This window comes from Pseudoglutamicibacter cumminsii (assembly GCF_003143995.1).
Classification (GTDB): Bacteria; Actinomycetota; Actinomycetes; order Actinomycetales; family Micrococcaceae; genus Pseudoglutamicibacter; species Pseudoglutamicibacter cumminsii_B.
On record NZ_QFWG01000002.1, the window covers coordinates 140,142 to 163,635 of the forward strand.

The 23,494-nt window shown below is 61.7% G+C and carries 23 protein-coding genes and 2 tRNA genes; 15 read left to right on the plus strand and 10 right to left on the minus strand.

Features of this window, described 5'->3' with window-relative positions; genetic code table 11:
- Nucleotide 1 precedes the first annotated feature (1 nt).
- Nucleotides 2-1,063, minus strand: coding sequence for a DNA-3-methyladenine glycosylase family protein (locus tag CAY35_RS02440; RefSeq protein ID WP_146191899.1), 1,062 nt, complete (start codon nt 1,061-1,063; stop codon nt 2-4).
- A 132-nt stretch (nt 1,064-1,195) separates the two neighbouring features.
- Here CAY35_RS02440 and CAY35_RS02445 point away from each other — a divergent pair, with 132 nt between their 5' ends.
- The 11 genes from CAY35_RS02445 to CAY35_RS02495 all read left to right on the plus strand — a co-directional run bounded on the left by CAY35_RS02445 (nt 1,196) and on the right by CAY35_RS02495 (nt 10,468).
- Complete coding sequence (locus CAY35_RS02445; protein WP_109303296.1) at nt 1,196-2,557, plus strand: cystathionine beta-synthase; 1,362 nt, start codon at nt 1,196-1,198, stop codon at nt 2,555-2,557.
- Between the two features lie 66 nt (nt 2,558-2,623).
- Entirely contained in the window at nt 2,624-3,826 is a 1,203-nt protein-coding gene (locus tag CAY35_RS02450) for a cystathionine gamma-synthase (protein WP_258265597.1), read from the plus strand.
- Between the two features lie 137 nt (nt 3,827-3,963).
- Nucleotides 3,964-4,440: a hypothetical protein gene (locus CAY35_RS02455; protein WP_109303172.1), complete on the plus strand. Its 477-nt coding sequence runs from the start codon at nt 3,964-3,966 to the stop codon at nt 4,438-4,440.
- A gap of 279 nt (nt 4,441-4,719) precedes the next feature.
- Nucleotides 4,720-6,795: a DEAD/DEAH box helicase gene (locus CAY35_RS02460; RefSeq protein WP_109303173.1), complete on the plus strand. Its 2,076-nt coding sequence runs from the start codon at nt 4,720-4,722 to the stop codon at nt 6,793-6,795.
- Between the two features lie 73 nt (nt 6,796-6,868).
- A tRNA-Thr gene (locus tag CAY35_RS02465) sits at nt 6,869-6,940 on the plus strand.
- 64 nt (nt 6,941-7,004) lie between these two features.
- A tRNA-Met gene (locus CAY35_RS02470) sits at nt 7,005-7,078 on the plus strand.
- Between the two features lie 94 nt (nt 7,079-7,172).
- Nucleotides 7,173-8,033 carry a DUF1963 domain-containing protein gene (locus tag CAY35_RS02475; RefSeq protein ID WP_109303174.1) on the plus strand — a complete coding sequence of 287 codons (861 nt, stop codon included), beginning with the start codon at nt 7,173-7,175 and terminating at the stop codon, nt 8,031-8,033.
- 119 nt (nt 8,034-8,152) lie between these two features.
- A complete protein-coding gene (locus CAY35_RS02480) occupies nt 8,153-8,404 on the plus strand; it encodes a hypothetical protein (protein ID WP_035757977.1) in 252 nt (83 codons plus the stop codon).
- A gap of 5 nt (nt 8,405-8,409) precedes the next feature.
- The gene (locus tag CAY35_RS02485) at nt 8,410-8,859 is read left to right on the plus strand and encodes an FAS1-like dehydratase domain-containing protein (RefSeq protein WP_035757980.1); all 450 of its coding nucleotides are present in this window, start codon (nt 8,410-8,412) and stop codon (nt 8,857-8,859) included.
- Between the two features lie 2 nt (nt 8,860-8,861).
- Nucleotides 8,862-9,311, plus strand: a complete 450-nt coding sequence (locus CAY35_RS02490; protein ID WP_109303176.1) for a MaoC family dehydratase — start codon at nt 8,862-8,864, stop codon at nt 9,309-9,311.
- Nucleotides 9,308-10,468: a UDP-N-acetylmuramate dehydrogenase gene (locus CAY35_RS02495; RefSeq protein WP_258265598.1), complete on the plus strand. Its 1,161-nt coding sequence runs from the start codon at nt 9,308-9,310 to the stop codon at nt 10,466-10,468. Before CAY35_RS02490 ends, CAY35_RS02495 begins: the two co-directional genes overlap by 4 nt.
- 112 nt (nt 10,469-10,580) lie before the next feature.
- Here CAY35_RS02495 and asd read toward each other — a convergent pair whose 3' ends face one another.
- The 9 genes from asd to mshD all read right to left on the minus strand — a co-directional run bounded on the left by asd (nt 10,581) and on the right by mshD (nt 20,399).
- Nucleotides 10,581-11,705: an aspartate-semialdehyde dehydrogenase gene (gene asd / locus CAY35_RS02500; protein ID WP_109303178.1), complete on the minus strand. Its 1,125-nt coding sequence runs from the start codon at nt 11,703-11,705 to the stop codon at nt 10,581-10,583.
- Between the two features lie 109 nt (nt 11,706-11,814).
- Nucleotides 11,815-13,569: a choline/carnitine O-acyltransferase gene (locus CAY35_RS02505; protein WP_181377452.1), complete on the minus strand. Its 1,755-nt coding sequence runs from the start codon at nt 13,567-13,569 to the stop codon at nt 11,815-11,817.
- Between the two features lie 88 nt (nt 13,570-13,657).
- Entirely contained in the window at nt 13,658-14,107 is a 450-nt protein-coding gene (locus CAY35_RS09930; protein ID WP_109303180.1) for an NF038396 family protein, read from the minus strand.
- Between the two features lies 1 nt (nt 14,108).
- The gene (locus tag CAY35_RS02515; protein ID WP_101630420.1) at nt 14,109-14,681 is read right to left on the minus strand and encodes a dihydrofolate reductase; all 573 of its coding nucleotides are present in this window, start codon (nt 14,679-14,681) and stop codon (nt 14,109-14,111) included.
- A 44-nt stretch (nt 14,682-14,725) separates the two neighbouring features.
- Nucleotides 14,726-15,532, minus strand: coding sequence for a thymidylate synthase (locus CAY35_RS02520; RefSeq protein WP_109303181.1), 807 nt, complete (start codon nt 15,530-15,532; stop codon nt 14,726-14,728).
- 84 nt (nt 15,533-15,616) lie between these two features.
- Nucleotides 15,617-15,925 (minus strand): GNAT family N-acetyltransferase, encoded by a 309-nt coding sequence (locus CAY35_RS02525; RefSeq protein ID WP_109303182.1) that lies wholly within the window; start codon nt 15,923-15,925, stop codon nt 15,617-15,619.
- Nucleotides 15,926-16,053: 128 nt separating this feature from the next.
- Entirely contained in the window at nt 16,054-17,049 is a 996-nt protein-coding gene (locus CAY35_RS02530) for an NUDIX hydrolase (RefSeq protein WP_109303183.1), read from the minus strand.
- The gene (locus CAY35_RS02535; protein WP_109303184.1) at nt 17,049-19,247 is read right to left on the minus strand and encodes an RNA degradosome polyphosphate kinase; all 2,199 of its coding nucleotides are present in this window, start codon (nt 19,245-19,247) and stop codon (nt 17,049-17,051) included. Before CAY35_RS02535 ends, CAY35_RS02530 begins: the two co-directional genes overlap by 1 nt.
- A 204-nt stretch (nt 19,248-19,451) precedes the next feature.
- Nucleotides 19,452-20,399, minus strand: coding sequence for a mycothiol synthase (mshD, locus tag CAY35_RS02540; RefSeq protein WP_375231745.1), 948 nt, complete (start codon nt 20,397-20,399; stop codon nt 19,452-19,454).
- A 203-nt stretch (nt 20,400-20,602) separates the two neighbouring features.
- On the opposite strand from mshD, the gene CAY35_RS02545 reads away from it, so the two are divergent.
- The 4 genes from CAY35_RS02545 to ygfZ all read left to right on the plus strand — a co-directional run bounded on the left by CAY35_RS02545 (nt 20,603) and on the right by ygfZ (nt 23,492).
- The gene (locus tag CAY35_RS02545; RefSeq protein ID WP_109303186.1) at nt 20,603-21,247 is read left to right on the plus strand and encodes a hypothetical protein; all 645 of its coding nucleotides are present in this window, start codon (nt 20,603-20,605) and stop codon (nt 21,245-21,247) included.
- A gap of 178 nt (nt 21,248-21,425) precedes the next feature.
- Nucleotides 21,426-22,169, plus strand: coding sequence for an FABP family protein (locus CAY35_RS02550; protein WP_109303187.1), 744 nt, complete (start codon nt 21,426-21,428; stop codon nt 22,167-22,169).
- 109 nt (nt 22,170-22,278) lie between these two features.
- The gene (locus tag CAY35_RS09935) at nt 22,279-22,590 is read left to right on the plus strand and encodes a hypothetical protein (RefSeq protein ID WP_309136518.1); all 312 of its coding nucleotides are present in this window, start codon (nt 22,279-22,281) and stop codon (nt 22,588-22,590) included.
- The gene (gene ygfZ / locus CAY35_RS02555; protein ID WP_309136519.1) at nt 22,581-23,492 is read left to right on the plus strand and encodes a CAF17-like 4Fe-4S cluster assembly/insertion protein YgfZ; all 912 of its coding nucleotides are present in this window, start codon (nt 22,581-22,583) and stop codon (nt 23,490-23,492) included. Before CAY35_RS09935 ends, ygfZ begins: the two co-directional genes overlap by 10 nt.
- Nucleotides 23,493-23,494: the final 2 nt, after the last annotated feature.

The following is a 23,494-nucleotide window of genomic DNA, read 5'->3' on the forward strand; positions in this document are numbered from 1 at the left end:
CTCAGTGCCAGCGGTGGTCGTTGGCGTGGAGTCGTGGCCCCATGCGTTGTTTGGTGGCACCGCCTTCGGCAAGTAGACGCACGACGCGTTGACGTTGCCCAGCCCAAGGTGCGAGGAGTTGTTCCATTTCGCGGTCGGTGGCTCGGCGGCCGGTCAGCGCCCATCCGACGTTGTGGGCTACGTGGTAGTCGCCGAAAGAAACGTGATCGCCGGAACCGTGGCTGCGTTGCAGAACTTCGGCGGCGGTCCACACGCCGATCCCCGGGATGCTTCGCAGCGCGGACTCGATTTGTATCAAGCCACTGTTCGCCCCGCCGGCGGGGACGGTGTCTTGGAGTCTCCGGAGAGCTGACTCGCGTTCGAGCGCATGAACCAGGGTGTTCCGCCGTTTGCTGTCCACGCGGGCTTGATGCCATTCCCATGAGGGGATGCGTTTCCACGTCACACCGGTGGGCGGCACGAATAGCTCCCCGGCTTTGCCCATCGGGCCGGGGGAGGGGTCGCCGAAACGGCTCACGAGCCGCAGCCACGCCCCGAAGGCTTCGTGGGCTGTGACTTTCTGCGCGAGGATTGCCGCCGCGAGGTGTTCCGGCAACGTCCCTGAAGAACCTAATAACAGGCCCGGACGTTCGGACCGCATCCGCTGAACCAGAGGCGGCAGGTCAGTCAAGGAATCGAACTCAGACCAATCATCGCTGCGGCCGAGCCAATCGGGAGCGTCCTGCAACGCTTCTTCCGCGCCGGGTCCCCACGCCTGGAAGCGGATCTGACGCGCGAGTGCCCCGCCTAGGCCTCGCGCGGCCCCGCGGTTATCTTGCGCCGACCGTACACGCATCGTCCCACCAGCTATAGCTGACGCGCTCAAACCCTCCGGCACAATCCTGACCTCAGCGATGCCGGACGGATAACGAACAGCCCGCCACGCATCGTGCGCATTGATCCGCAACGACGGATCGCGCCGCCCATGCTGAAAAGCGAACACCACCGTGCGCCATTCCAGCGGAACAGGCGGAACCCACGTCAGTTCAGCATCGGGGGCCATAGCGGGGTCGGGAGCGTTCATATAGATACTGTCCCATGCACCCCTGACAGTTTCAGCGCCGAGACCAGTTTCTGGCGAGGAAGAAAGCGAGCCAGGTGACGGCGTGTGAATCTCAGTGTTCAATCTCCCGCACGCCCCGGTACCGTGGACTATATGCGTTACGCGAATTCGGTATTGGACCTCATCGGAGGCACCCCGCTGGTCAAGCTCAACTCGGTTACGGACGGCATTAAAGCGACCGTTCTAGCCAAGCTTGAGTTCCTGAACCCTGGGGCCTCGATCAAAGACCGCATTGCTTTGAAGATGGTCGAAAAGGCGGAAGAAGCCGGCAAGCTCGGCCCGGGCGGCACGATCGTGGAGCCGACCTCCGGCAACACTGGCGTTGGGCTTGCGATGGTGGGGCAGCTCAAGGGGTACCGCACGATTTTCGTGACGCCGGAGAAGGTCGCGGAAGAGAAGCGCTCGGTTTTGAAGGCGTACGGCGCGGAGGTTGTGGTGACGCCAACTGGCGTGGCACCGGATTCGCCGGAGTCGTATTACGGGGTTTCGGACCGTTTGGCGCGCGAGATCGAGGGTGCTTATAAGCCGGACCAGTTCTCTAACTCCGCAGCCCCGGAGTCGCATTATGAAACAACTGGCCCTGAGATTTGGGCTGATACCGATGGCCGTGTGACCCACGTTGTGATGGGCGCGGGCACCGGTGGCACGGTTACGGGTACGGGCCGGTACCTCAAGGATGTGTCCGATGGCGCGGTCAAGGTGATCGTGGCTGATCCGGATGGCTCGGTGTACTCGGGCGGCACGGGCCGCCCATACGCTGTCGAGGGTGTGGGCGATGACATGTGGCCTGGTAACTATGACCCTGAGGTCCCCGATGAGGTCCAGGCCGTGAGCGATGCCGAAGCGTTTGCGATGGCGCGGCGGCTTGCACGCGAAGAGGGCCTGCTGGTGGGTGGCTCCTCGGGGCTTGCCGTGGTGACCGCGTTGAACGTGGCCCGCGAGTTGCCTGAGGACGCCGTGGTGGTTGTGGTTCTGCCGGATTCGGGCCGCGGCTACATGGGCAAGTTTTTCAATGATGACTGGATGCTCACCAACGGCTTCCAGATTGATGCGGCTGGTGACGGCGCTGAGGAGAACGGCGAGACCGCCAGCGAGACCGTGGGCGCGCAACTGACGGAGCTTCCGGGCGTGCGCGGCGTGGATGAAAACGCTTCCTTGTCCGCGGCGATCGAGGCGTTGGATGCCGCCGGCGTGAATGTTTTGCCGGTGGTGCGGGGCGGGCATTGGCCTGCGCGAGTGGGTGAACTGGTGGGTTCGGTCACGCGTGAATCGGTGCTTTCGGCGCTCGATGCGGGCTCGGCTCCGGATACGCCGATCGACGCCGCGCACGCGGTGGGGCAGCAGATGCCGACGATCGGTTGGTGTCAACCCGTCGAGTGTTTGCACGAGCTATTGCGCGTCAACTCCGGCGTGGTGCTCTTGCGCGATGGCGAGGCCATCGACGTCGTGAGCTGAGCTGGAGTGCGCTGGGCTAACAGCGACGCGGCCACATGAAACTTTGAGACTTTGATGGAGTAGACAATGACTGAGATCAACACTGACCAGGCAAACACTGACCAGGCAAACACGAACATGCGAGACCTCGGTTTTTCGACCCGAGCTGTGCACGCTGGCCAAGATTTCGATCCGATCACCGGCGCGGTGATTCCGCCGCTGCACATGTCCACGACGTACCACCCGCATTCGGTGGGCAACTTGCGTTTGGGTTATGACTATTCGCGCGGCACTAACCCGACTCGCGATAACTGGCAGGAGCAGATCGCTGCACTCGAGGGTGGCGCGTACGGTATTTCCTTCGCATCTGGCCTGGGTGCTGAGGACGCGATCATCCGCAGCCTGCTGACGTCCGGCGACCGCATCGTCATGGGTAATGACGTGTACGGCGGCACCCACCGCCTCATCGACAAGATTCACGGCCCTAACGGCATCCGCCATTCCGCGGTGGATATGACGGACACGGCGGCCGCTGTCGAGGCGATCCGTGCGGAAGCCACCGCGATGGTGTGGGTTGAGACGCCATCGAATCCGCTCATGAAGATCGCCGACATCGAGGCTCTCACCGCTGCCGGGCATGAGGCTGGCGCGGTCGTCGTAGTGGATAACACGTTTGCTTCGCCGTACCTGCAGTCGCCGCTGGCACTCGGTGCGGATGTGGTGATTCACTCGACCACCAAGTATCTTGGCGGGCATTCCGATGTGGTGGGCGGCGGCGTCGTCACTGATTCGGAAGAGCTGGCGGACAAGATCCGCTTCATCCAGTTCGCGGCGGGTAATCAGTCGTCGCCGTTTGACGCGTACATGACCACGCGTGGCGCGAAGACTCTCGCGGTGCGGATGGAACGTCACTGCGATAACGCTGAGGCTGTAGCTAAGTGGCTTTTGGGGCGTGAGGAGGTCACGCAGGTTCTGTACCCGGGGCTTGCGGATCACCCGGGGCACGATGTTGCTGCCCGGCAGATGAAGCGGTTCGGCGGCATGGTCTCGTTCCGGCTCGCTGGTGGCGCGGAGGCAGCGCGGACGGTTGCGGAAGGCACGGAGCTGTTCCGGCTCGCGGAATCGCTGGGCGGCATCGAGTCGCTTTTGAACTACCCGGCTGAGATGACGCACGCTTCCGTCAAGGGAACCGAGCTCGAGGTTCCGGACGATTTGTTGCGGCTTTCGGTTGGTATCGAGGACGCTGCGGACCTCATCGCGGACCTCGAACGAGCTTTCGCGCGACTCTAGACGGATCGCGCTGCGGCCCACCCGGTGAAAGCGCCGGGTGGGCCGCACCAATTGTTATCTAAAAGCTCTTGTGGGCGGCAAACCGGCGCACTACTGTTCTCGCTAAGGAAATTGTTGCGAGCGACGGAGGCACACTGGTGCAGAACTCATCGAAGGTGCGAAAACTGATCGCGAGCGCGGGTGCGCTCCTCGTAGTTGGCGCTGGGCTGACCGGTTGCGATGCTTTTGGCAGCGGTTGCAGCAAGGGCGCTTCGACCCCTGAGGAAGCTGCCGAAACGTTCATTACGGCTGCAGTGGCTGATGACGCGAAGAAAGCGTGCTCTGTTGGGCAAAAAGGCTCGACAGTCGAGAACGTTAAGCCTTACATGGCCGAATACCGTGAAAAATACGCTGGCCGCGACCTCAGCAAGTTGACCTTCGAGAACCTCCCCGAACTTCAAATGGGGGGCGGTTACGTTGTCCGGGTATCGGAGAACGGCCGCGAGATTGAACGTATCGATGTCATAAATTACGGGCGGAAATACCAGTTCATCTCGTATGAAGCGACCCATGAAAACGAGAAAGAATACGGTACTCCGGCGTCCACTGAGCGGCTATCCGCAACGACGGACTAACCAACTCTTGCGAGGCGGGGCTCATGTGAGCCCCGCCTCCTTTATAGGTTCACGCGTGCGCGGCGGGGTAAACTGAATTATCCGCCGATATCCGGCTTTCCCTCATTCAATGCATGCCCCTTCGAACGGGGCTTATTCGCATGTGGTTTGTGTGCCTCGCCCAATGCGGGGCACTGTGTGTCGTGGAGGGAGTGGGCCGGTCACGGGCGTAACGCCCGCGTCCCGCGCACCCCACGAGTGTGCGGTTGACGCCTCCCCAAGAAACAGGAGGCCACTGACATGGCTGAAAAACACGAAACCACTACCGCTCCAGAAAACAGCGCTGAGGAAACTAGCGCTGAAGAAACCAGCACCGAAACCAAGCCGGAGGGCCCGACGTTCGCTGAGCTGAACATCGAACCCCGCGTTTTGGCTGCGGTAGAAGACCTCGGCTACGAACGCCCTTCACCGATCCAGGCCGCGACCATCCCGACCTTGCTTGAGGGTCGCGACGTCGTGGGGCTCGCGCAGACCGGTACGGGTAAGACTGCGGCGTTCGCGATCCCGGCACTCACCAAGATCGCGGAAATCAACGACGTCAACGGCCCGGCTGAAACCCCGCAGATCCTCGTGCTCGCGCCAACGCGCGAGCTTGCCCTGCAGGTAGCTGAGGCTTTCTCTTCCTATGCCCGCTACTTCGACGACCTCACGATCCTGCCCGTGTACGGCGGTTCCCCGTACGGCCCGCAGCTCAAGGCGCTGCGCCGTGGCGCACAGGTTGTGGTGGGCACCCCAGGCCGCGTTATCGACCACATCGAACGCGGATCCCTCGATCTCTCCAACCTCCTCTACGTGGTCCTCGACGAAGCCGACGAAATGCTCCGCATGGGCTTCGCGGAAGCCGTGGACACGATCCTCGAATCCACGCCGGAAGACAAGCAAGTCGCGCTGTTCTCCGCGACGATGCCTAAGCAGATCCGCCGCATCGCTGAAACCTACCTCCGCGACCCCGAGCACATCGCGGTGGACACCGCATCGACCCCTGGCGCGAACATCCGCCAGCGCTACATCCAGGTCATGCACCAGTACAAGCTCGACGTCATGACGCGCCTGCTGGAAACCGAAGACACCGACGGCGTGATCGCTTTCGTGCGCACCCGCCAGGCGACCGAAGACGTCGCAACCAAGCTCAAGGCCCGCGGCTTCCGTGCGGCGGCGATCAACGGCGACGTCCCGCAGGTTCAGCGCGAGAAGACGGTCGATCAGCTGCGCGACGGCGTGATCGACATCCTGGTTGCGACCGACGTTGCGGCGCGAGGCCTCGACGTTGAACGCATCTCTCACGTGTTCAACTACGACATCCCGCACGACACCGAGTCCTACGTGCACCGCATCGGCCGCACTGGCCGCGCCGGCCGTACTGGCGACGCGATCCTGTTCATGACCCCGCGCGAACGCTACCTGCTCAAGCACATCGAACGCGCAACCGGCGGGACCGTCGAGGAATCGCCGATCCCGGGCATTGAGGCCGTGAACTCGTCCCGCCTGGGCCGGCTCGCTGAGCGGCTCACGCCTGCGCTCGAACAGGAGGACCTCACTCCGTACCGCGAGCTCGTGACCGACTACGTTGCGGAGAACGATGTCGACGCCGTGCAGGTTGCTGCGGCGTTCGCGTTCCTCGCACAGGGCGGGCAGCCGCTGCTGACCGAGGAAATCCCGACGACTCCGCCGGCTAAGAAGAAGCGAGCCAAGCGTGAACGTGCAAACGACGATGCGGTAGCGGGCGAACGCGGTTCCGCACGCGCTGGTGGGCGTGGTGGCCGCGGTGACAGCGACAAGGTGACGTACAAGATCGCGGTGGGCCGCCGCAACCGGGCGACCCCGGGCGCGATCGTGGGTGCGCTCGCGAACGAAGGCGGGCTCGTGTCCGGCGACATCGGGCACATCGACATCCGCGAAAACTTCACCCTCGTTGACCTTCCGGTCGACATGCCGGACTCAACCCTGGACCTGCTGGCCGACACCCGCGTAGCCGGCCGCCGCATCGACATCCAGCAGGATCAAGGCGGGCCGTCGCGCGGTGGTTCTTCGCATGGCGGTGGGCACCGTGACTTTGGCGAACGCCGTGGTGGACACCGCGGTGAGCGCCGTGACTTTGGTGACCGCCGAGGTGGATTCCGTGGTGAGCGCGGCGAACGTGGCGGCAAGTTTGGTGATCGTGATGATCGTCACTCGTCGGGTTCGCGCGGCAAAAAGTCGTGGGATCGCGACGACCGCAAGGGTAGCTTCAAGCACAAGAAGAAGGACTCTGCGGCGCGTAAATTCAAGGATTCCAAGGACAAGGGCGCTCCTAAGTGGAAGCGTCGCGGCCGGTAGATAACCGGCTGAGGGTGAGGCCTCGCTTTCGTTTTGGACTTGAGCTAAAACCCTGGTAGAGTCTTCATCTGTTGCCCCCTTAGCTCAGTGGTAGAGCGCAGTCTTGGTAAGACTGAGGTCATGGGATCGATTCCCATAGGGGGCTCTGAATGAGAATCCCGCATGGCCCCTCCGATTCGGGTCGGGGCCGGCGGGATTTTCTCATTCCTGGCGGTGTAGCTCAGCTGGTTAGAGCGCACGACTCATAATCGTGAGGTCGCGGGATCGAGTCCCGCCACCGCTACAGACAAGGCCCTCAGCAATGCGCTGGGGGCCTTTCCTGTTAAGCTGACGAATTAACCAGACGAGATAAACAGGTGATTCCAAGGGGTGCTTCCATGCTTCCGCTGCACGGTTATAAGGATGCGGTCTTAGCCTGGCTCTCTCAACGTGGGTGTGGCAGTTTATCGCCTCAGGTTTGCTCGGTTTTCTCTGAGTCATCTTTTGAGCCAAGCCGGGCTGGCCTCGCTGAATACTTTGACTCCGGAGCACACATCTCTTGGCTTGCCGGGCCAGGGATTTCGGGGATCGACTGGCCTAGAAACACACCTGGAGACATGTTGGCTCACGTTGCGACTTTCTGCTTATCCGATGCCCAACTTCATCCGGAAACAAGAGCTTCTTGGGGCGACGACTTAGACCTGCCAAGCGGGTTTCTAGAGATCTACCATGACCTGCAAACCTATGGTTATGACCCAGCTGATCGGAACGAACGGGGCTGGCTGGTGAGATGTATCCCAGATGTGACGGGATTGCATCTGGTCGATGAAGCCGTTGGTCTGGACCCTGTTAGCGGTGATGAGTGTCAGCAGGGGCTCATGATGCCGGGTTTCACTTTGCCGACGTTTGAAGATCTGCCAACTGACACGGCAGTAAGTTTTGATCAGTGGGAGTCGTGTTTTGAGGAACTAAAAGCAGGATGGCATCTGCAACGGTTCGAGGTTAGCGCTGACTATCAGATTCCCTATAGCCATCTAGGTGGCCACTCCGCGCACGGGAAATGCGCTGTTTCTGATCTGCTACACGAAGCATTGCCACTAGGTGACGGCGATGAGCATTATTTGCTTGCTTCGATCGAGTCGTGGACAACGCTTAACGGCTGGTTCGGCGATGCGGGCACCTTAGAAGTATGGATAAGAAAGCAAGATCTCGCCCAGCAACGCTTCGATGAGGCTTGGTGCCTGATCCGTAACGACTAGCGCTTCGCCAGCTAAACCCGCGCGCCAGGTCCTGCTTCGTACAAGCCCCTGCTTCATACAGACCCCGCCGCGCACTTCAGCTCACCCCGCGCCGCGCATCGGCCACTAGACTGGTAACCATGCTCAACTGGGACTCCGCCTCTACACTCACGAAGGCCATGCTGATCGCGACCATCGCCGCGGTCCTCGCCGGCCTCGTGTTCCTCATCATGGGCGCCATCCAAGACAACACCGGCCTCTTCACCACAGCATCCGTATTCCTCATGATCGGCATCATCGCCCACCTCATCGGATTCGGATCCCGCATGCGAGACGGCCGCCGAGCACTCAAACAGAAAATGAACAGCGCCGGACCGCGGCGCGGAAGGTGAGCCACATGGGCGTGAATGCAGACCTGCAGGGCCACACATACCCTGCCGCCGCACCATACTCGGTCGGCCGAGAAGCAATCCGCGACTTCGCGCGCGCAGTCAAAGCGACACATCCACACCACTACGATGTTCAAGCCGCGCAAGCCGCGGGCCACGCCGACCTCGTAGCGCCGCCAACCTTCGCGGTCGTGATCGCACAGCGTGCCGAAGCCGCCTACATCACCGACCCGAACTCCGGCATCGACTTCTCCCGCGTCGTCCACGCAGACGAACGCTTCACCCACGTCCGCCCGCTCGTCGCCGGCGACGAAATCACCGCCACCGTGACCGTGGACCGCGCCCGCGCTGTCGGGACCGGCGGCATGGTCACCACCTCAACCGTGCTCACAGACGCCAACGGCGAAACCGTCAGCACCGTACGCTCAACCCTCATGATCCGCGGGGAGGACGACTAACAATGGCTTCCTTCGAAACCGGCCAAGAACTCGGCCGCACACAGATCGAACTGACCCGCGCCGACCTCATCCGCTACGCCGGCGCATCAGGCGACTTCAACCCGATCCACTGGAACGACCGCTTCGCAACCGAAGTAGGGCTGCCCGGCGTGATCGCGCACGGAATGCTCACGATGGGCGCCGCCGTCCAGCTAGTAACCGACTGGGCAGGCTGCCCGGGCAAGATCGAGGACTACCAGACCCGCTTCACCGGCATGGTCCCCGTAGCCGATGACGCCGGCACCAACCCAGCCGAAGCCGTCGGCGCAACGCTTGACGTGGTTGCCACGGTCGGCAAGGTCGTTGACGAGGAACGCATCCGAGTGGACCTCGAAGTGACCCTCGACGGTGAAAAAGTACTCAACCGCGCGCAGGCGATCGTGAACGTCGCCGGCCGCTCCGAGGACGCATGAGCCAGCAGATGCAACAGAGCCAGCAACAGGGCCAACAACAGCTCAGCGAGATCACGAGGCTCAGTGACATCACAACCATGGGCGTGGGCGGCCCAGCCGACCGCTTCATCGTGGCCCGCACGCGAGAAGAGATCCTCGAAGCCGTTCAAAAGGCCGATGCGGCAGGCACACCGCTGCTGATTGTCGGCGGCGGCTCGAACCTCGTGATCGCCGACGAAGGCTACCGGGGGACCGTCCTGCAGATCGCAACCCGCGGCATCACCGTGGGGGACAGCACAGTGGGGGAGGACATCGCTGCTGCTGGCGGCGCCGTGGACGGAACTGTTCCCGTGACGATCGAGGCGGGCCATCCGTGGGATGAGGCCGTCGCTTGGACGGTTGAGCATGAGCTCGGCGGCCTCGCGGCCCTCTCTGGCATTCCGGGTGCGGCCGGTGCAACCCCGGTTCAGAACGTCGGCGCATACGGTGCCGACGTCTCCAACACGTTGATCTCGATCGAAGCGTGGGACCGGCACGAAGGCCGGCTTGTGACCATGCAAGCCTCCGAGCTGGACTTGACCTACCGGAACTCCGTTTTGAAGCGGGCAACCCAGAACGGTTCGCCGCGCTGGGTCGTGCTTGCCGTGACGTTTGGGCTCAAACGCGGCGAGGCATTGCCTGTCGCGTACGATCAGCTCGCCCGCGCCCTCAACGTCGAGCTCGGGACCCGGGTCTCGCTGGCCGACGTTCGTGAAGCCGTGTTGGGCCTGCGCCGCTCCAAGGGCATGGTCGTGGATCCTCAGGATCCAGACACGAACTCGTGTGGTTCCTTCTTCATGAACCCAATCGTCGAGGAATCACTCACCTCCGCCTTGCCGGCGGATGCTCCGCGCTACCCGGCAGGCAAGGACGGCCACGTCAAGCTGTCCGCTGCGTGGCTCATCGACCACGCGGGCTATCACAAGGGCTTCGGCATGAAGGGCCAACCGGGCGAAGAGATCGCCGGTGGCCGCGCATCGTTGTCCTCTAAGCACACGCTCGCCGTGACCAACCAGGGTGGCGCATCGTGTGCCGACGTCGTGGCTTTGGCACGTGCGGTGCGCGCCGGTGTCAAGGATGCGTGGGGGATCGAACTCCACCACGAGCCGCTGCTTATCGGAACCTCGCTCGACGCCTGATACGGGACGCCTGCGCAAGCCCCGGATAACGCGTTAAATGTGTGAGCGCTCAGCCAGCATGGCTGAGCGCTCACACGTTTAAAGACGGCTACGACCGCCTGCAGAATGGCCTCTACAGGTTGCCGAGCGCGATATGCAGCATGCGGCGCAGAGGCTCCGCTGCGCCCCACAGTAGCTGGTCGCCGACCGTGAACGCGGAAATGTACTGCGGGCCCATCTCCAGCTGGCGCAACCGGCCCACTGGGATGTCGAGGGTACCGGACGCCGCGACCGGGGTCAGCTCGTGCATGGTCGCTTCCTTCTCGTTCGGAACAACCTTGGCCCACTCGTTATCGGAATCGATCAGGCGAGCGACCTCGTCGAGGCCCACATCTTCACGCAACTTGATCGTGAGCGCCTGCGAATGCGAACGCATCGCGCCGATGCGCACGCACAGGCCGTCGACCATGATGTGGTTCTCAGCGGAGGTACCCAGAACCTTGTTGGTTTCCACGCCGGCCTTCCACTCTTCGCGGGACTGGCCGTTGCCGAGATCGGAATCGATCCACGGGATCAGGTTGCCCGCCAACGGCACGCCGAACTGGGTTGCGTCGAGCTCGCCCGAACGCTGCTTGCGCAGAACCTCGGCGTCGATCTGCGTGATCGCGGAAGCCGGATCGTCCAGCAGGTCCTTGACGGAGGAGCTGATGTCGCCGAACTGGGTCAGCAGCTCACGCATGTGGCGCGCGCCGCCGCCCGAAGCCGCCTGGTAGGTCATCGAGGTCGCCCATTCGACCAGCCCGTTGCGGAACAGGCCGCCCAGGCCCATGAGCATGCACGAGACGGTGCAGTTACCGCCCACGAAGTCCTTGACGCCGGTTTCGAGGCCGCTGTCGATCACATTGCGGTTGACGGGGTCCAGCACGATGATGGATTCGTCTTCCATGCGCAGCGTGCTCGCCGCATCGATCCAGATGCCGTCCCAGCCGGCGTCGCGCAGCTTGCCGTGAACGGCGCTCGTGTAGTCGCCGCCTTGCGCGGTGACGATGATCGGAAGCTTGGCAAGCTCATCGATATCGTGAGCGTCCTTGAGCGCAGGGGCGCCCTCAGCGAACGATGGGGCAGCCGCGCCCGCCTGGGACGTCGAGAAGAACACCGGGTCGATTCCGGCGAAGTCCCCTTCATCTTGCATACGCTGCATGAGGACGGAGCCCACCATGCCGCGGTAACCGACAAAACCTACAGCCTTTGAAGTCATAGCTTCAAGGCTACGCGAGCACCTAGGCACTAAGCCCAAATCTTTCGCATTGTGAGCTCAGGGACGTAACCTCTGGGAAACAGTCGCCCTCCTATTGCGGCAGGAACTCCTATTGATCCAGGAAGTTCCACAGCATTTCGGATGCTTTGACGAGGTTCGCGGTGAACTCCTCCGGTTTCTCAGCGGTGTCCATGTTCCATGAGACGCAGAACTCGGTGGCGTCGGTAAGGGGAGTGTAGGAAATACCGAAGCCTTCCGGCACCGTTGGTGCGAAGCTGTACCGCACAATCTGATGTGGGCCGCCCACCGACGTCGTGGACAGGAAGTCCCGGCGCACCGCGAGGACGGCGTCGTCAGTGAAGAACGGGTCGTTGCCGTCGATCGTGGTCATCATCTGGATGTGACGGTCAAAACCGTTTCCGGACTTGCATCGTTTGACCCAGCCGCGGTGAGCGTTGGCGGCGGCCAGCAGGTCGTCGTGCGTCGCGGTTCCTGCAACGAGCTTCTGCGCGAAGGCCGCGGCCTCCGGGGTTGCGGCCCGCAGGCATTCGGTGCGGCCGGCGCGGTATTCGCGCATGTCCACGGCCTCGTACACGGCCCGGATCCGGCCGTAGGTGAGCTGCTGCGCGATGGTCATGGTTAGTTGAGCCGCGGCGTCACGGCTGAACTTGAACGGCATGTCTGCCGGCGGACGATGCGGTGCCGTGACGATCTGGACCGTGAACTTCGATGCCCGCTCAGCGTAGGCGTCGGCATGCGTGCGGATCTCCGCGGCGGTGCCCTTATCGAGCGTCCACACAAGCTCTTCTGCTTCGAGGCCCGTGAGTTCAGTGGAACCCACGGATGGAACCTCCGCTGTCTGGATGCGTTGCATGGCCGTGAGCAGGGTGGCGCCGTCGATGCAGGAGTGCTCAACGTTGACGGCCGTCCAGTCGTCGTGAAGGCTCACCTGATAGCTCAACGGCTTATACGCCCATGCCCCGCGCGGAGCGAAGGTGGCCTCGCGCATGCGTTGGGCGTCCGTCGCATCGCAGTCGTTCAGCAGTTCGACTGTGAAGAGCATGTCACCCAAGCGGTCATACAGCCGATGGTTGAGGCTCTGCTCGATGATCGTGACCATCAGATCTTCAAGGACGCCCGAGCCCAGAAGCGATGGTGTGTTGAAATCGATCTCCGCGGGTTCGGTGGCCGCTACTTGTATCGCCTCGAGCGCTGCGCGCAACGCCTCAGCTGAGACGAGCGTGCCGGCACTGTCAGTGAGAGGCACGGCGAACAGTCGGCCGTTGACGAATACGCCGATCTCCCGGTTCGTCTCGTCGAGCCTGCTCCGGAAGATCTGGTCTTCGCCTTCGAGCGGGAGGCGTGTAGAGCCTGCGTATACGAACCACTGGTTCAGCGTGATGCGGTTGCCGCGGGCGTCCACATCCTCCGGGACGTTTCCGGACGCCGCCTGCAGGTGCACCGTTGCCGCGCGCCGGATGAACTCGACGGCGCGATCCAGCCCCACGGGCACGTGGCCCGCCGGTGTTGGCTCGAGTGGCAGTGCGAGCTGGAATGCCACATTGGTGCTGAGGGTCAGCGGCTCTCTGACCGTGAGGTAGCCGGAATACCATTCGTTGTGAAGCCAGTTGGTGCCGGCAGCGGCTCGGGTTTCGGCGCGCTCCCGCAGAGCCGCGTCAAGCTTCGGTCCAGAGCCGGTACGGAAGTTCTCAACTACTTCCTGAGCGTGTTCGAGCTCAGGGCCGTCAAGCACTGCGGCGAGTGCATGCTGATACGCGTCGAGGGTTCCGTCCAGAGGTGGAACCTCGAGCGGCTTCAGATCCCGCGTTGACGGGTGCGGCGCAATGGCCGGATTCTCAGCCACAGTCTCAGGCCTCCTCGCCACAGGTCTTCAACACAGTCTGTGTCGTTTCAAAACAGTGCCGCGTCGTTTCAACAGAGAACCCGGATCCTTATGAATCGCGCTTGTTCTGTTCGGCCTGCGTCTTCCCAGCCTGCTCACGTTCAGCCTGTGCACGCTCAGCTTCGAGGCGTTCCGCTTCGCGAGCATGCCAGCGGTCGATCGCTTCTTGGCCGGTGTAGAACTCTTCGACGGCTTCCATACGTTCGGCTACGAGCTTCTTCCGGATGCCGATGCTGCGCACCGCGCCCCACACGAACAGTTGAACCACAACCACCAGCAGGATCACGCCGGCGATCTTGTTGCCAACGATGACGGCCCACACTCCGGCGGCAGCACTCGCGAGTGCGAGCACGGGGAACAGCATGTAACCGAGCAGGAAGTGCAGTTCGGGGCGTGGAGTGCCCAGAACGAGGTCCTCGCCGGCCGCTGCTTCGCTGCCTGCGGTTTCGCCGTCCGCCGGCTCCTCTGGCTTGATGTTCTTCTCCGGTGTCGTGTTCATGTCAGCCTTTTCGTTGGTACACATCCACGCGGTAGCGCAGTTGCTGCTTTTCGCTGTCGATCCAGCCTTCACCCTCCGGACTCGACGCAACGCGTTCCCACCCGACGCTGAGCACGGGGGCGAGGGTGTCGCCTTCGACCTGGGTGTCAACCGTCGTGACCACCGCGAGGTTCGCCATCGGCTCCAACGCTTCGTAGATCGCGCCGCCACCAACAATCCAGACCTGCTCGCTGCCCTCGCTGTTGTAAGCGATGTCGAGGGCCTCAGCGATCGAACCCACAGCGTGTCCGCCCGCGGCAGCGACCTGGTGACGGGTCTCTGCTTGGCTGGTCAGCACGATGTTGGTGCGGTTGGAGAACGGACGGAACGCGGCCGGGATGGAATCCCAGGTTTTGCGCCCCATAATCACGGGGTGGCCTTCGGTCACGTGCTTGAAGAACGCGAGATCTTCAGGCAGCCGCCACGGAATGTCACCGTCAACACCGATCACGCGTTCGGCCGACTGCGCCCAGATCATCCCGATCTGGCGTGCCGATTCGTGCGGTATGAAGTCGTCAGCGAAGTGTTGATGCATGGAACTGTTGGCTCAAAATCCTTGGAATCAGTCAGCCGGCTCGATCACACAGCGATCGGCGCCGCGATGCCCGGATGGTGTTGGTAGTTCTCTACGATGAAGTCTTCGAGTTCGTAGTCGAAAATGGACTCGGGCTTCCGCGCGAAACGCAGCGTCGGGTACTCGTATGGTTCCCGTTCAAGCTGGGTTTTGACCTGCTCGATGTGGTTGTCATAAATGTGCACGTCGCCGCCGGTCCACACGAACTCGCCAGGCTCCAAGCCGAGCTGCTGAGCCATCATGTGCACGAGCAGCGAGTAGGAAGCGATGTTGAACGGGACGCCCAGGAATGTGTCAGCCGAACGCTGGTAGAGCTGGCACGAAAGCTTGCCGTTAGCGATGTAGAACTGGAAGAACGCGTGGCATGGAGGCAACGCCATGTTCTTGATCTCGGCGACGTTCCAGGCAGAAACGATGTGGCGCCGCGAGTCAGGGTTCTCACGTAGCTGCTCCATGAGCTCTGCGATCTGGTCGATGTGGCCGCCATCGGGCGTCGGCCACGAGCGCCACTGAACGCCATAGACCGGGCCGAGCTCGCCGTCTTCATCAGCCCACTCATTCCAGATGCTCACGCCACGTTCCTGGAGCCAGCGCACATTGGAATCACCGCGCAGGAACCACAGAAGTTCCAGTGCGACTGACTTGAAGTGCACCCGTTTGGTCGTGATGAGCGGCAACGTTCCGTTGCTGAGGTCGTAGCGGATCTGCCGGCCGAAAACCGAGATGGTGCCGGTTCCGGTGCGGTCAGATTTCGGCGTCCCGTTCTCCAGGACGTCCTTGAGCATGTCTTCGTATGGCGTGGGGACGGTCATGAGGCTCGATTCTATGCAGGAGGTCGTGAGGGAAAGCGAAGCTGTGGATAACGATGCTGTGCAGGGCTTGCTGCGGACACGCGCCTAGTGCGCGCGCAGGACCGCGTACTGCGGATGCTTCTCGAGATAGTCCACGGTGTAGGTGCACACCGGGTTGACCTTGAGGCCCAACGCCCACATGCGTTCAAACGCGATCGTGGTCAGGGCACGCGCGTACCCGCGGCGTGAAAACTCTTCTTTGATGATCGTGTGGATGAAGCTCAGAACGTCGCCGTCTTGTTCGTACTGGATGAACCCAATGAAGTCATCGCCATCGAAAAGATTGAAGCGAGACTGGACCTCGTCCTGCTCAACACGGAGCGTGTGCTGCTGAATCAATGGAGGCTGCGGCATAGGGGTTCCTTTCAACACGAGCGCACGCTACTCAACGAGCGCGCGCTACAGGTGCACTACCTCCGAGCCTACCAAGCACAAGCCCAGCGTAAGCGCTCTGCACAAACACAGCGCAAGAGCCCCGCCGATCAGTCTTCGAAAGGCCGATGAACCTCAACCGCAACCGTACGCCAGCGCCGCTTAGCATCCAGCGCCCGATGCAGAATGATCGCTTCACCAGGGGCAAGATACGGGTTCTCTTTAGGCAAGAACTCCCGCAAATCCTTAGGCGTCACGGTCTGCAAAGCCTTCAATAGAGTCGGCATCACGGGGCGGTGTGAACACACCAGCGTAGGCTTCGGATTGTTGAACTGCTTCAACAGGATTCGCTGCGCCTTATCCGGATCGCGGTCAGCCGCATGCTCCGTCAACGCGGTCTGCTTCTTGATGCTCAACCCAGCGCCGGCAGCGTAAGGATGAACCGTTTGAAGGCAACGGGTCCATCGGCTCGAAACCAACCGCTCAGGTTTCCAAGCCCTCAACATGCGAGCCAATGACCGAGCCTGAACGAAACCAGTGGTCGCCAGGGTTCGGTCACCCTCGGAACGCGTCCACCCGTTACGCGGCTTAGCCTTCGCATGCCGTACCAAGAGGAACGGCGTAGTCCGCAAGTGGTCCTGCTCGTGGGCCTCAACCAGGGCCTTGATCGGAAGCTGATCTGCTTCATTCGTGAGCTTCTTCAGAGCCTTCGCCGGCGAATACCAGCGGGCGATATCGACCTCTTTACCGTCGGGATTAACCCGCCTCGCTTTGTCCACGTGAGCGGCCCAGTAGTAAACAACCTTGGACTTCTTGCCCACGAAATAATGCGTGCACGGCAACGGGATCCCCAAGGTCACCTTGAGGTTAGCTTCCTCTTTAGCTTCACGAACCGCGCTTTCAGCGATCGTCTCGCCGGCGTCGACCTTGCCTTTAGGAAGCGACCAGTCCTTATGTTTTGGACGGTGGATCAACAGAACCTGCAACCCATCGGAAGGGTCGATGCGCCACGGCACAACACCAGCGGCGACGATCTCCGGCTTATCTTGGGCGATTTCGCCGATAGGTTCAGTCGAGCGAACGGGAAAAGAAATCGAATTTGGCATTATGCGTTCGGTGTTCCTCGGCGTGAGCGGGTCTTCAACAAGTATTCCTGAATGTCCATCAGGCGGTTACCCTCGGCATCCTGGTGCACGCGGGTCCATGTGCCGTCTTGTTCCTGATGCCACGAGGATGTCTCATCGGACAAGTAGCGATCCATGAGCTCGATCAGGCCGCGTTTGTCTTCCTCGTTCTTGATCGGAACCAGCGCCTCAACGCGGCGATCCAGGTTGCGGTGCATCATGTCCGCCGAACCGATATAGACCACAGGGTCTCCATCGTTATAGAACGCGAACACACGAGAGTGCTCCAAGAACCGGCCCAGAATCGAACGAACACGAATGTTCTCCGACAAACCAGGGACGTTGGCGCGCAACGAACAGATGCCGCGGACAATCACATCGACCTGGACGCCGGCCTGCGAAGCGCGGTAGAGCGCGTCGATGATCGTCTCATCAACCATCGAGTTGACCTTGATGGTCACGCGGGCTTCCTTGCCGGCCTTCTTGTTCTCGATTTCCTGCTCGATCCGCTCAAGCAGTCCCGAACGCAGCGAACGCGGCGCAACCAAGAGGCGGTCAAACGTCGTACGCGGGGCGTATCCGGAAAGCTGATTGAACAGCCGCGTGACGTCCTCACCAACAGCTGGATCGCACGTCAACAGGCCGAGGTCCTCGTAGAACCGTGCCGTGGACGGGTGGTAGTTACCCGTACCGATGTGGCAGTAGCGCACCAGCTGGTTTCCTTCGCGCCGCACCACGAGCGAAAGCTTCGAGTGCGTCTTCAGGCCCACGATGCCGTAGACAACATGCACGCCTGCCTGCTCAAGCTTGCGGGCCCACGAAATGTTGGCCTGCTCATCGAAGCGGGCCTTGATCTCGACCATCGCAAGCACCTGCTTGCCAGCCTCCGCGGCATCGATCAGCGCATCAACGATAGGGGAGTCGCCAGAGGTCCGGTAGAGGGTCTGCTTGATCGCGACAACCTTCGGGTCAGCCGCCGCTTGCGAAAGGAACGCCTGAACCGAGGTCGCGAAGGAATCGTACGGGTGGTGCAGCAGGATGTCGCGTTCCTTGACTGCCTCAACCACGTTCGCTTCCATCGCGGTTTCAGCCTCATTCAGGAAGCGGGACGTGCGGCCGATCGCGCGCGGGTAGCGCAGATCAGGGCGCTGAACCTGGGACAACGCGCCAAGACCGCGCAGATCCAGAGGGGTCGGCAGAGCGAAAACCTCGGAGTCATCAACACCAAGCTCACGCACGAGTAGCGTTCGGACTTCATCCGACATTTCTTCGTCGATTTCGAGGCGAACCGGAGGGCCAAAGCGCCGACGCAAAAGTTCCTTCTCGAGGGCCTGCAGAATGTTCTCCGCATCGTCCTCTTCAACCTCGAGGTCCTCGTTGCGGGTCACACGGAACGTGTAGTACTCCATGATTTCCATGCCGGGGAAGAGCATGTCGAGCTGAGTCGCGATGATCTCTTCAAGCGGCACGAAGCGTACCTTTTCCGCTGGATCGTGCGACGGCGGGTCAACGCGGACCAAGCGAGGCAGTACATCGGGCACCTTGACGCGGGCAAACAAGTGTTTTCCGGTCTGTGGGTTCTGGACCAGAACAGCAAGGTTGAGCGACAAGCCAGAGATATATGGGAACGGGTGCGCGGGATCCACCGCGAGCGGGGTCAGGACAGGGAAGACCTGTTCGGTGAACCAGTTCCGCAGACGGTCATGCTCTGAATCGGTGAGTTCGTTCCAGCGCACGATCGTGATCTTCTCTTTCGCAAGTTCAGGACGAACCTGTTCGGTGAAGACGCGTGCGTGACGTTGCTGAAGCTCGTGTGCTCGCTCAAGGATGGTCGCGAGCTGGTCCTGTGGACTCAAGCCGGTCATCGATGGGACGGCCATGCCGGCTGCGATGCGGCGCTTGAGGCCCGCTACTCGCACCATGAAGAACTCGTCGAGGTTGGAGCCGAAGATCGAAAGGAAGTTGGTGCGTTCAAGCAAGAAGAGGTCCGGGTCTTCGGCCAACTCGAGGACGCGCAGGTTGAAATCAAGCCATGACATTTCCCGGTCGAGGAACCGGTCGAGCCCAAAATCACCGTCTGGAGTGTTGTGGACGGATGCCTCGGGGGCCTCGATCCGGTCAGCAGTCGGTTTGACGCGCTTCGGCTTCGTCGCAGGTACGGTTCCGGCGTGATTCTCCACGCAATCCTCCTTATGATGTCCGGATTCCTAAATCCGAGCATGGCACGGGCTTCGTGTCGTAGCCTTCCCTGCTCAGACACGGATGTGCTTAGCAGGTGGAATCAACATCAGGATACCGCTCAAACGCTGATGATTTCCTCTAACAAGGCGATCAAGAACAGCGTGTGAACAATGAGCGGCCAAAGCCTGACGTCACGCGGGTTTCTAGGCGTCCTTCGCGTACATCACGTCAACGTCCCAGCGTTCAAAGCCGAGGCTGTCATAGAGCGCGACTGCCGGGGCATTGTCGGCATCCACATAGAGCATGATGGTTTGATGCCCCTCGTCCTTGAGGTGATTCAAGCCGGCCAGGGTCAGAGCCTTACCAAGGCCGCGGCCCTGAGCGTCCGGGGAGACCCCAACAACGTACACCTCGCCCATCGCAGTGTGCTCGGTCCCACGCTCGTCCGTGTGCGCCGGATGCACCTTGGTCCAGTGAAAGCCCAACAGCTCGCCAGTTCCGTCATCGAAAGCCAGCAGGAAACCGGCAGGGTCAAACCAGTCTTCAGCAATCCGCTCATCCAGATCCGAGCGCGTGAGCTTGCCCTGCTCCGGGTGCGAAGCGAACGCCGCGGCGTTCACCTCGAGCCACGCCTCAGCGTCCTTGCTTGGGTCGAAAGCCCGGATGCTGACCCCATCTACAACGGGGGTTACCGGCAAAGCCTGCGGATCGCATAGGCGCATGCTCCACAGCTCCCTCACCCGTTCCAGGCCCGCACGCGAGGCCAACGTGCGTGCCGCATCGTGATCCCCGTGAGCCCACGCATTGACTGCGCGGCCCTCAAGCTGGGCCGCCAGGGTGTCCGTGAGGTCCTTGCCCATGCCGAAACCGCGGTTGTCAGGGTGGACCGCCATTTCGATCGTTGCAGGCTGCCCATCGGCGCCGGTCACGATCGCGGCTGCCGTCACACCCTCGCTGGGCTCCTCACCGTCAGCCGACTGATCCGTCGAGACGATGACACCCCACACGTTCTCGCCGCGACGTAACTCGATACGGGTCTGCTCATTGAACGGTTCGTGCCCATCTGCGTCCTCGGCTGCGCGTGCCACCGCGATGATGCCGTCCAAAACCGCATCGGACGGCCGGCCATCGAAACGGCTGAGCGTCCACATCGTGTCAGTTTCTGTTTGCGATCCGGCGTCGGCCTGCATATCAGCGTCAGTTTTCGGGCTGGAGGATTCATGCGTGCTCATAGCTTTTACGCTAACCGAGTTGTATCGCGTTGAACATGCTTGTTCATGTCCAGCGAAGCGCAATTCCGACATACAGGGTGCCCAGCCTGCGGCGCCCTTGCATCATGCGGCATGATGGAAGGGTGCGTTATCCGTTGCTGTTGATTCTGTCCGGGCTGGCGTGGGCCGTGGTGACGGCCCCTGTTTTGCTGAGCTCTGGGACGGGCTCGCGGCAGACGCAACTGGATGCGCATGCAGGTTTGTTGACGACCGCGATGGCCTTGCTGGCGGTGTGTGTCTTATGGCCTCGCCGCCAGCACGCGGTGGGCGGCTCCACGGTGCGCATCGTGATGTTTGCGACGATGGTGGTTTCGCTTGGCCTGATGCTGTTGCTCCCGGAGGAACATGGGCTGGCGTGGTGGCCGATGGGTGCTGCTGTCGGTGTGCTCTTGAGCTTTGTGCTTCAGCTGTTTTCCGTTGAGGAATCACGGGATAAGGTGGCGGTTCTCGCGGAGAGCATTGGCGCGTCGATGGTCGTGGCGATGGGCTCCGGCTGGTTCATATGGGTTCAGGAAGTCCGTTTTGATTCGGATTCGTTGTCGACCGCTTTGTGGGTCGCGACGGTTCTAGAGGCTGTCGGCATGGTTCTGGGGGCGTGGCTGGTTTCGTGGAGCCGACCTAAAGCGTTGGGGCGGACCCCGATGTGGCGGTTCGCTGTCGCTGGTGCGTGCGGCGTGGTAGCGATGGGCATGCCGGCGGCGTTGGTAACGCGGTATTTGATTTATTAGATCGTCACACTGCCGGCTGGTTTCTGGCCTGGTGTGGGAAGAGGGATAGACTAGAGGCATGAACGATTACTTGGCTTATGAGATTTTCTTCTACGGCGCGATCGGTGCTGCCGGTTTGGGTATGTTGGCCTTCGCGGTTGGTACTGTCCGTTACCTGTTCCGGGGTCAGAAGTAATTTATGGCGATTGAACTTCCCGTCGATCTGACGCCGGAGCTTGTCCCGCTGTCGTGGCTTTTGGGCCGCTGGGAGGGCTACGGAATGCTGGGCGAGGGTGCCGCTGACGACCAGCGGTTCTTCCAGCGTGTCACTTTTGAGCAGGTGGGTCTGCCGGTCGTTGAGTACCGTGCTGAGACGTGGCTTGCTGATGATGAGGGCCAGATTTTGCGCCCGATCGCCGTGGAGACTGGCTTCTGGCAGCTCGAGCGTGAGCTCACGGATTCGGATGGTGGCCCTGGCTTGACGCCGGGCGATGTGGTTCCTGCGTTGCGTAACGCTGAGGACGTCGAGAAGTTGCGTACTGAACGCGACGGCAAGGACGGCTTCGCACTCAACGTGACGATCGCTCATCCGGGTGGCATCACGGAGCAGTATTCGGGTCATATCGCTGGCCCACAGGTGTTCCTTGAGACGTCGGGCGTGCAACGTAGCAAGCATGCGCATCCGTATGACCGCGCTACGCGAATCTATGGCTTGGTCAACGAGATGCTGTTCTGGCGTTGGGATATCGCTGGTGAAGCCGGCGAGGAGCTTGCGCCGCATGGCTCGGCTCAGTTGAAGCGTGTGGTTTCGGGTGGTCGTCGCCGTGCCGCTGACACTGGTGGCGCCGATACTGGTGCCGCTTCCGCTGGCGAGACCGACGCAGGTAACGATGGCCCGGCAGGCTCTGACGGCGCTACTGGCTCTGACAACGCAGCTGAGTAGTCTGTTGTAGAGGCAAAACTTGTTTGACGTTCCGGCGTCGGCGGGGTGTGAACCTTGCCGGGGCCGGTTCGTTGTTTTTGAGGGCGTGTGAGGTCTTAAGGAGGCCCCGATGTTGGATCCGCAACCTGTTGATCTTTCGACGATTGAGCCGACCCCTGACTCTGTTTTCTTGGGGGTTGACGGTGCGGTGCGCGCCCCTGGTGTCGACGCCGGGGTTGCGTTGCATTATGGGTCGCCTTTGCGTGAAGGCCGGGACGTGGATGAAGGCCGCGCGGTCGTGGATTTGTCTTCGTGGGGTGTTGCTCGTGTGAGCGGCCCGGACCGTTTGACGTGGCTGAACTCGTTGGCTTCGCAGAGGCTCGATAACTTGGCGCCAGCACCGGCAGGGGCGCAGAAGACTGCGGCGCGGGCGTGTTTTTGAATCTTCAGGGCCGCATCGATTTCGATGTGCGTGTGGTCGATGACGGCGAGGCCACGTGGCTGGTCACGGAGCCTGGCTACGTGGGTAGCTTGGTCGAGTGGTTGAACAAGATGCGCTTCATGAGCCAGGTCGAGGTGACCGATGTGACGGCTGACTGGGCTGTCGTGGGTGCTCGCTTCGCGTTGCGTGAGAAGCTTGCCGGCGTGGCGTCGGCGCTCGCGGCAGACACTGACGTGTGGGGTCCGGTTGTGCGTGATCCGTGGCCGGAAGTCTGTGAGGGCGGTTGGCCGTATGGTCCGGTAGGAGATGAGCATCCTGGTTCTGAAGGTGACTGGTTCTTCTCGCTCGTAAAGCGCTCCCGGATGCCGGAGTTGTTGAGCGCGGTACAGGAAGCCGGGCTGCGCATCGGCGGCTTGATGGCGTATGAGCAGGTCCGCATCGCCGCATGGAATCCGAGCGTGAGGACAGAGGTGGACCATAAGACGATCCCACACGAGCTCGACCTGCTGCGTTCCGCTACGCACCTGAACAAGGGCTGCTATAAGGGGCAAGAGACAGTGGCGCGCGTACACAACTTGGGGCATCCACCGCGCCGGCTCGTGTTCTTGGACCTGGATGGTTCGGAGCACACGTTGCCTGCCGCTGGCGCTGAGGTTAAGGCGGGGGAACGCGCGGTGGGTACGGTCACGAGCGCGGTACTGCACCACGATGCTGGACCGATCGCGCTGGCTGTGATCCGCCGGAATGTGCGAGTAGATACGGAGCTCACGGTTGTTGATGGTGAGCAGGAGTATCAGGCGTTGCAGACCGTGATTGTCCCGCCTACCGCCGGCAATGTGGTGGGCCGCCCGAAGGATGTGGGCCGCTTGGGGCCTGGCATGGGTAAGGATCTGCGCGGATAAGG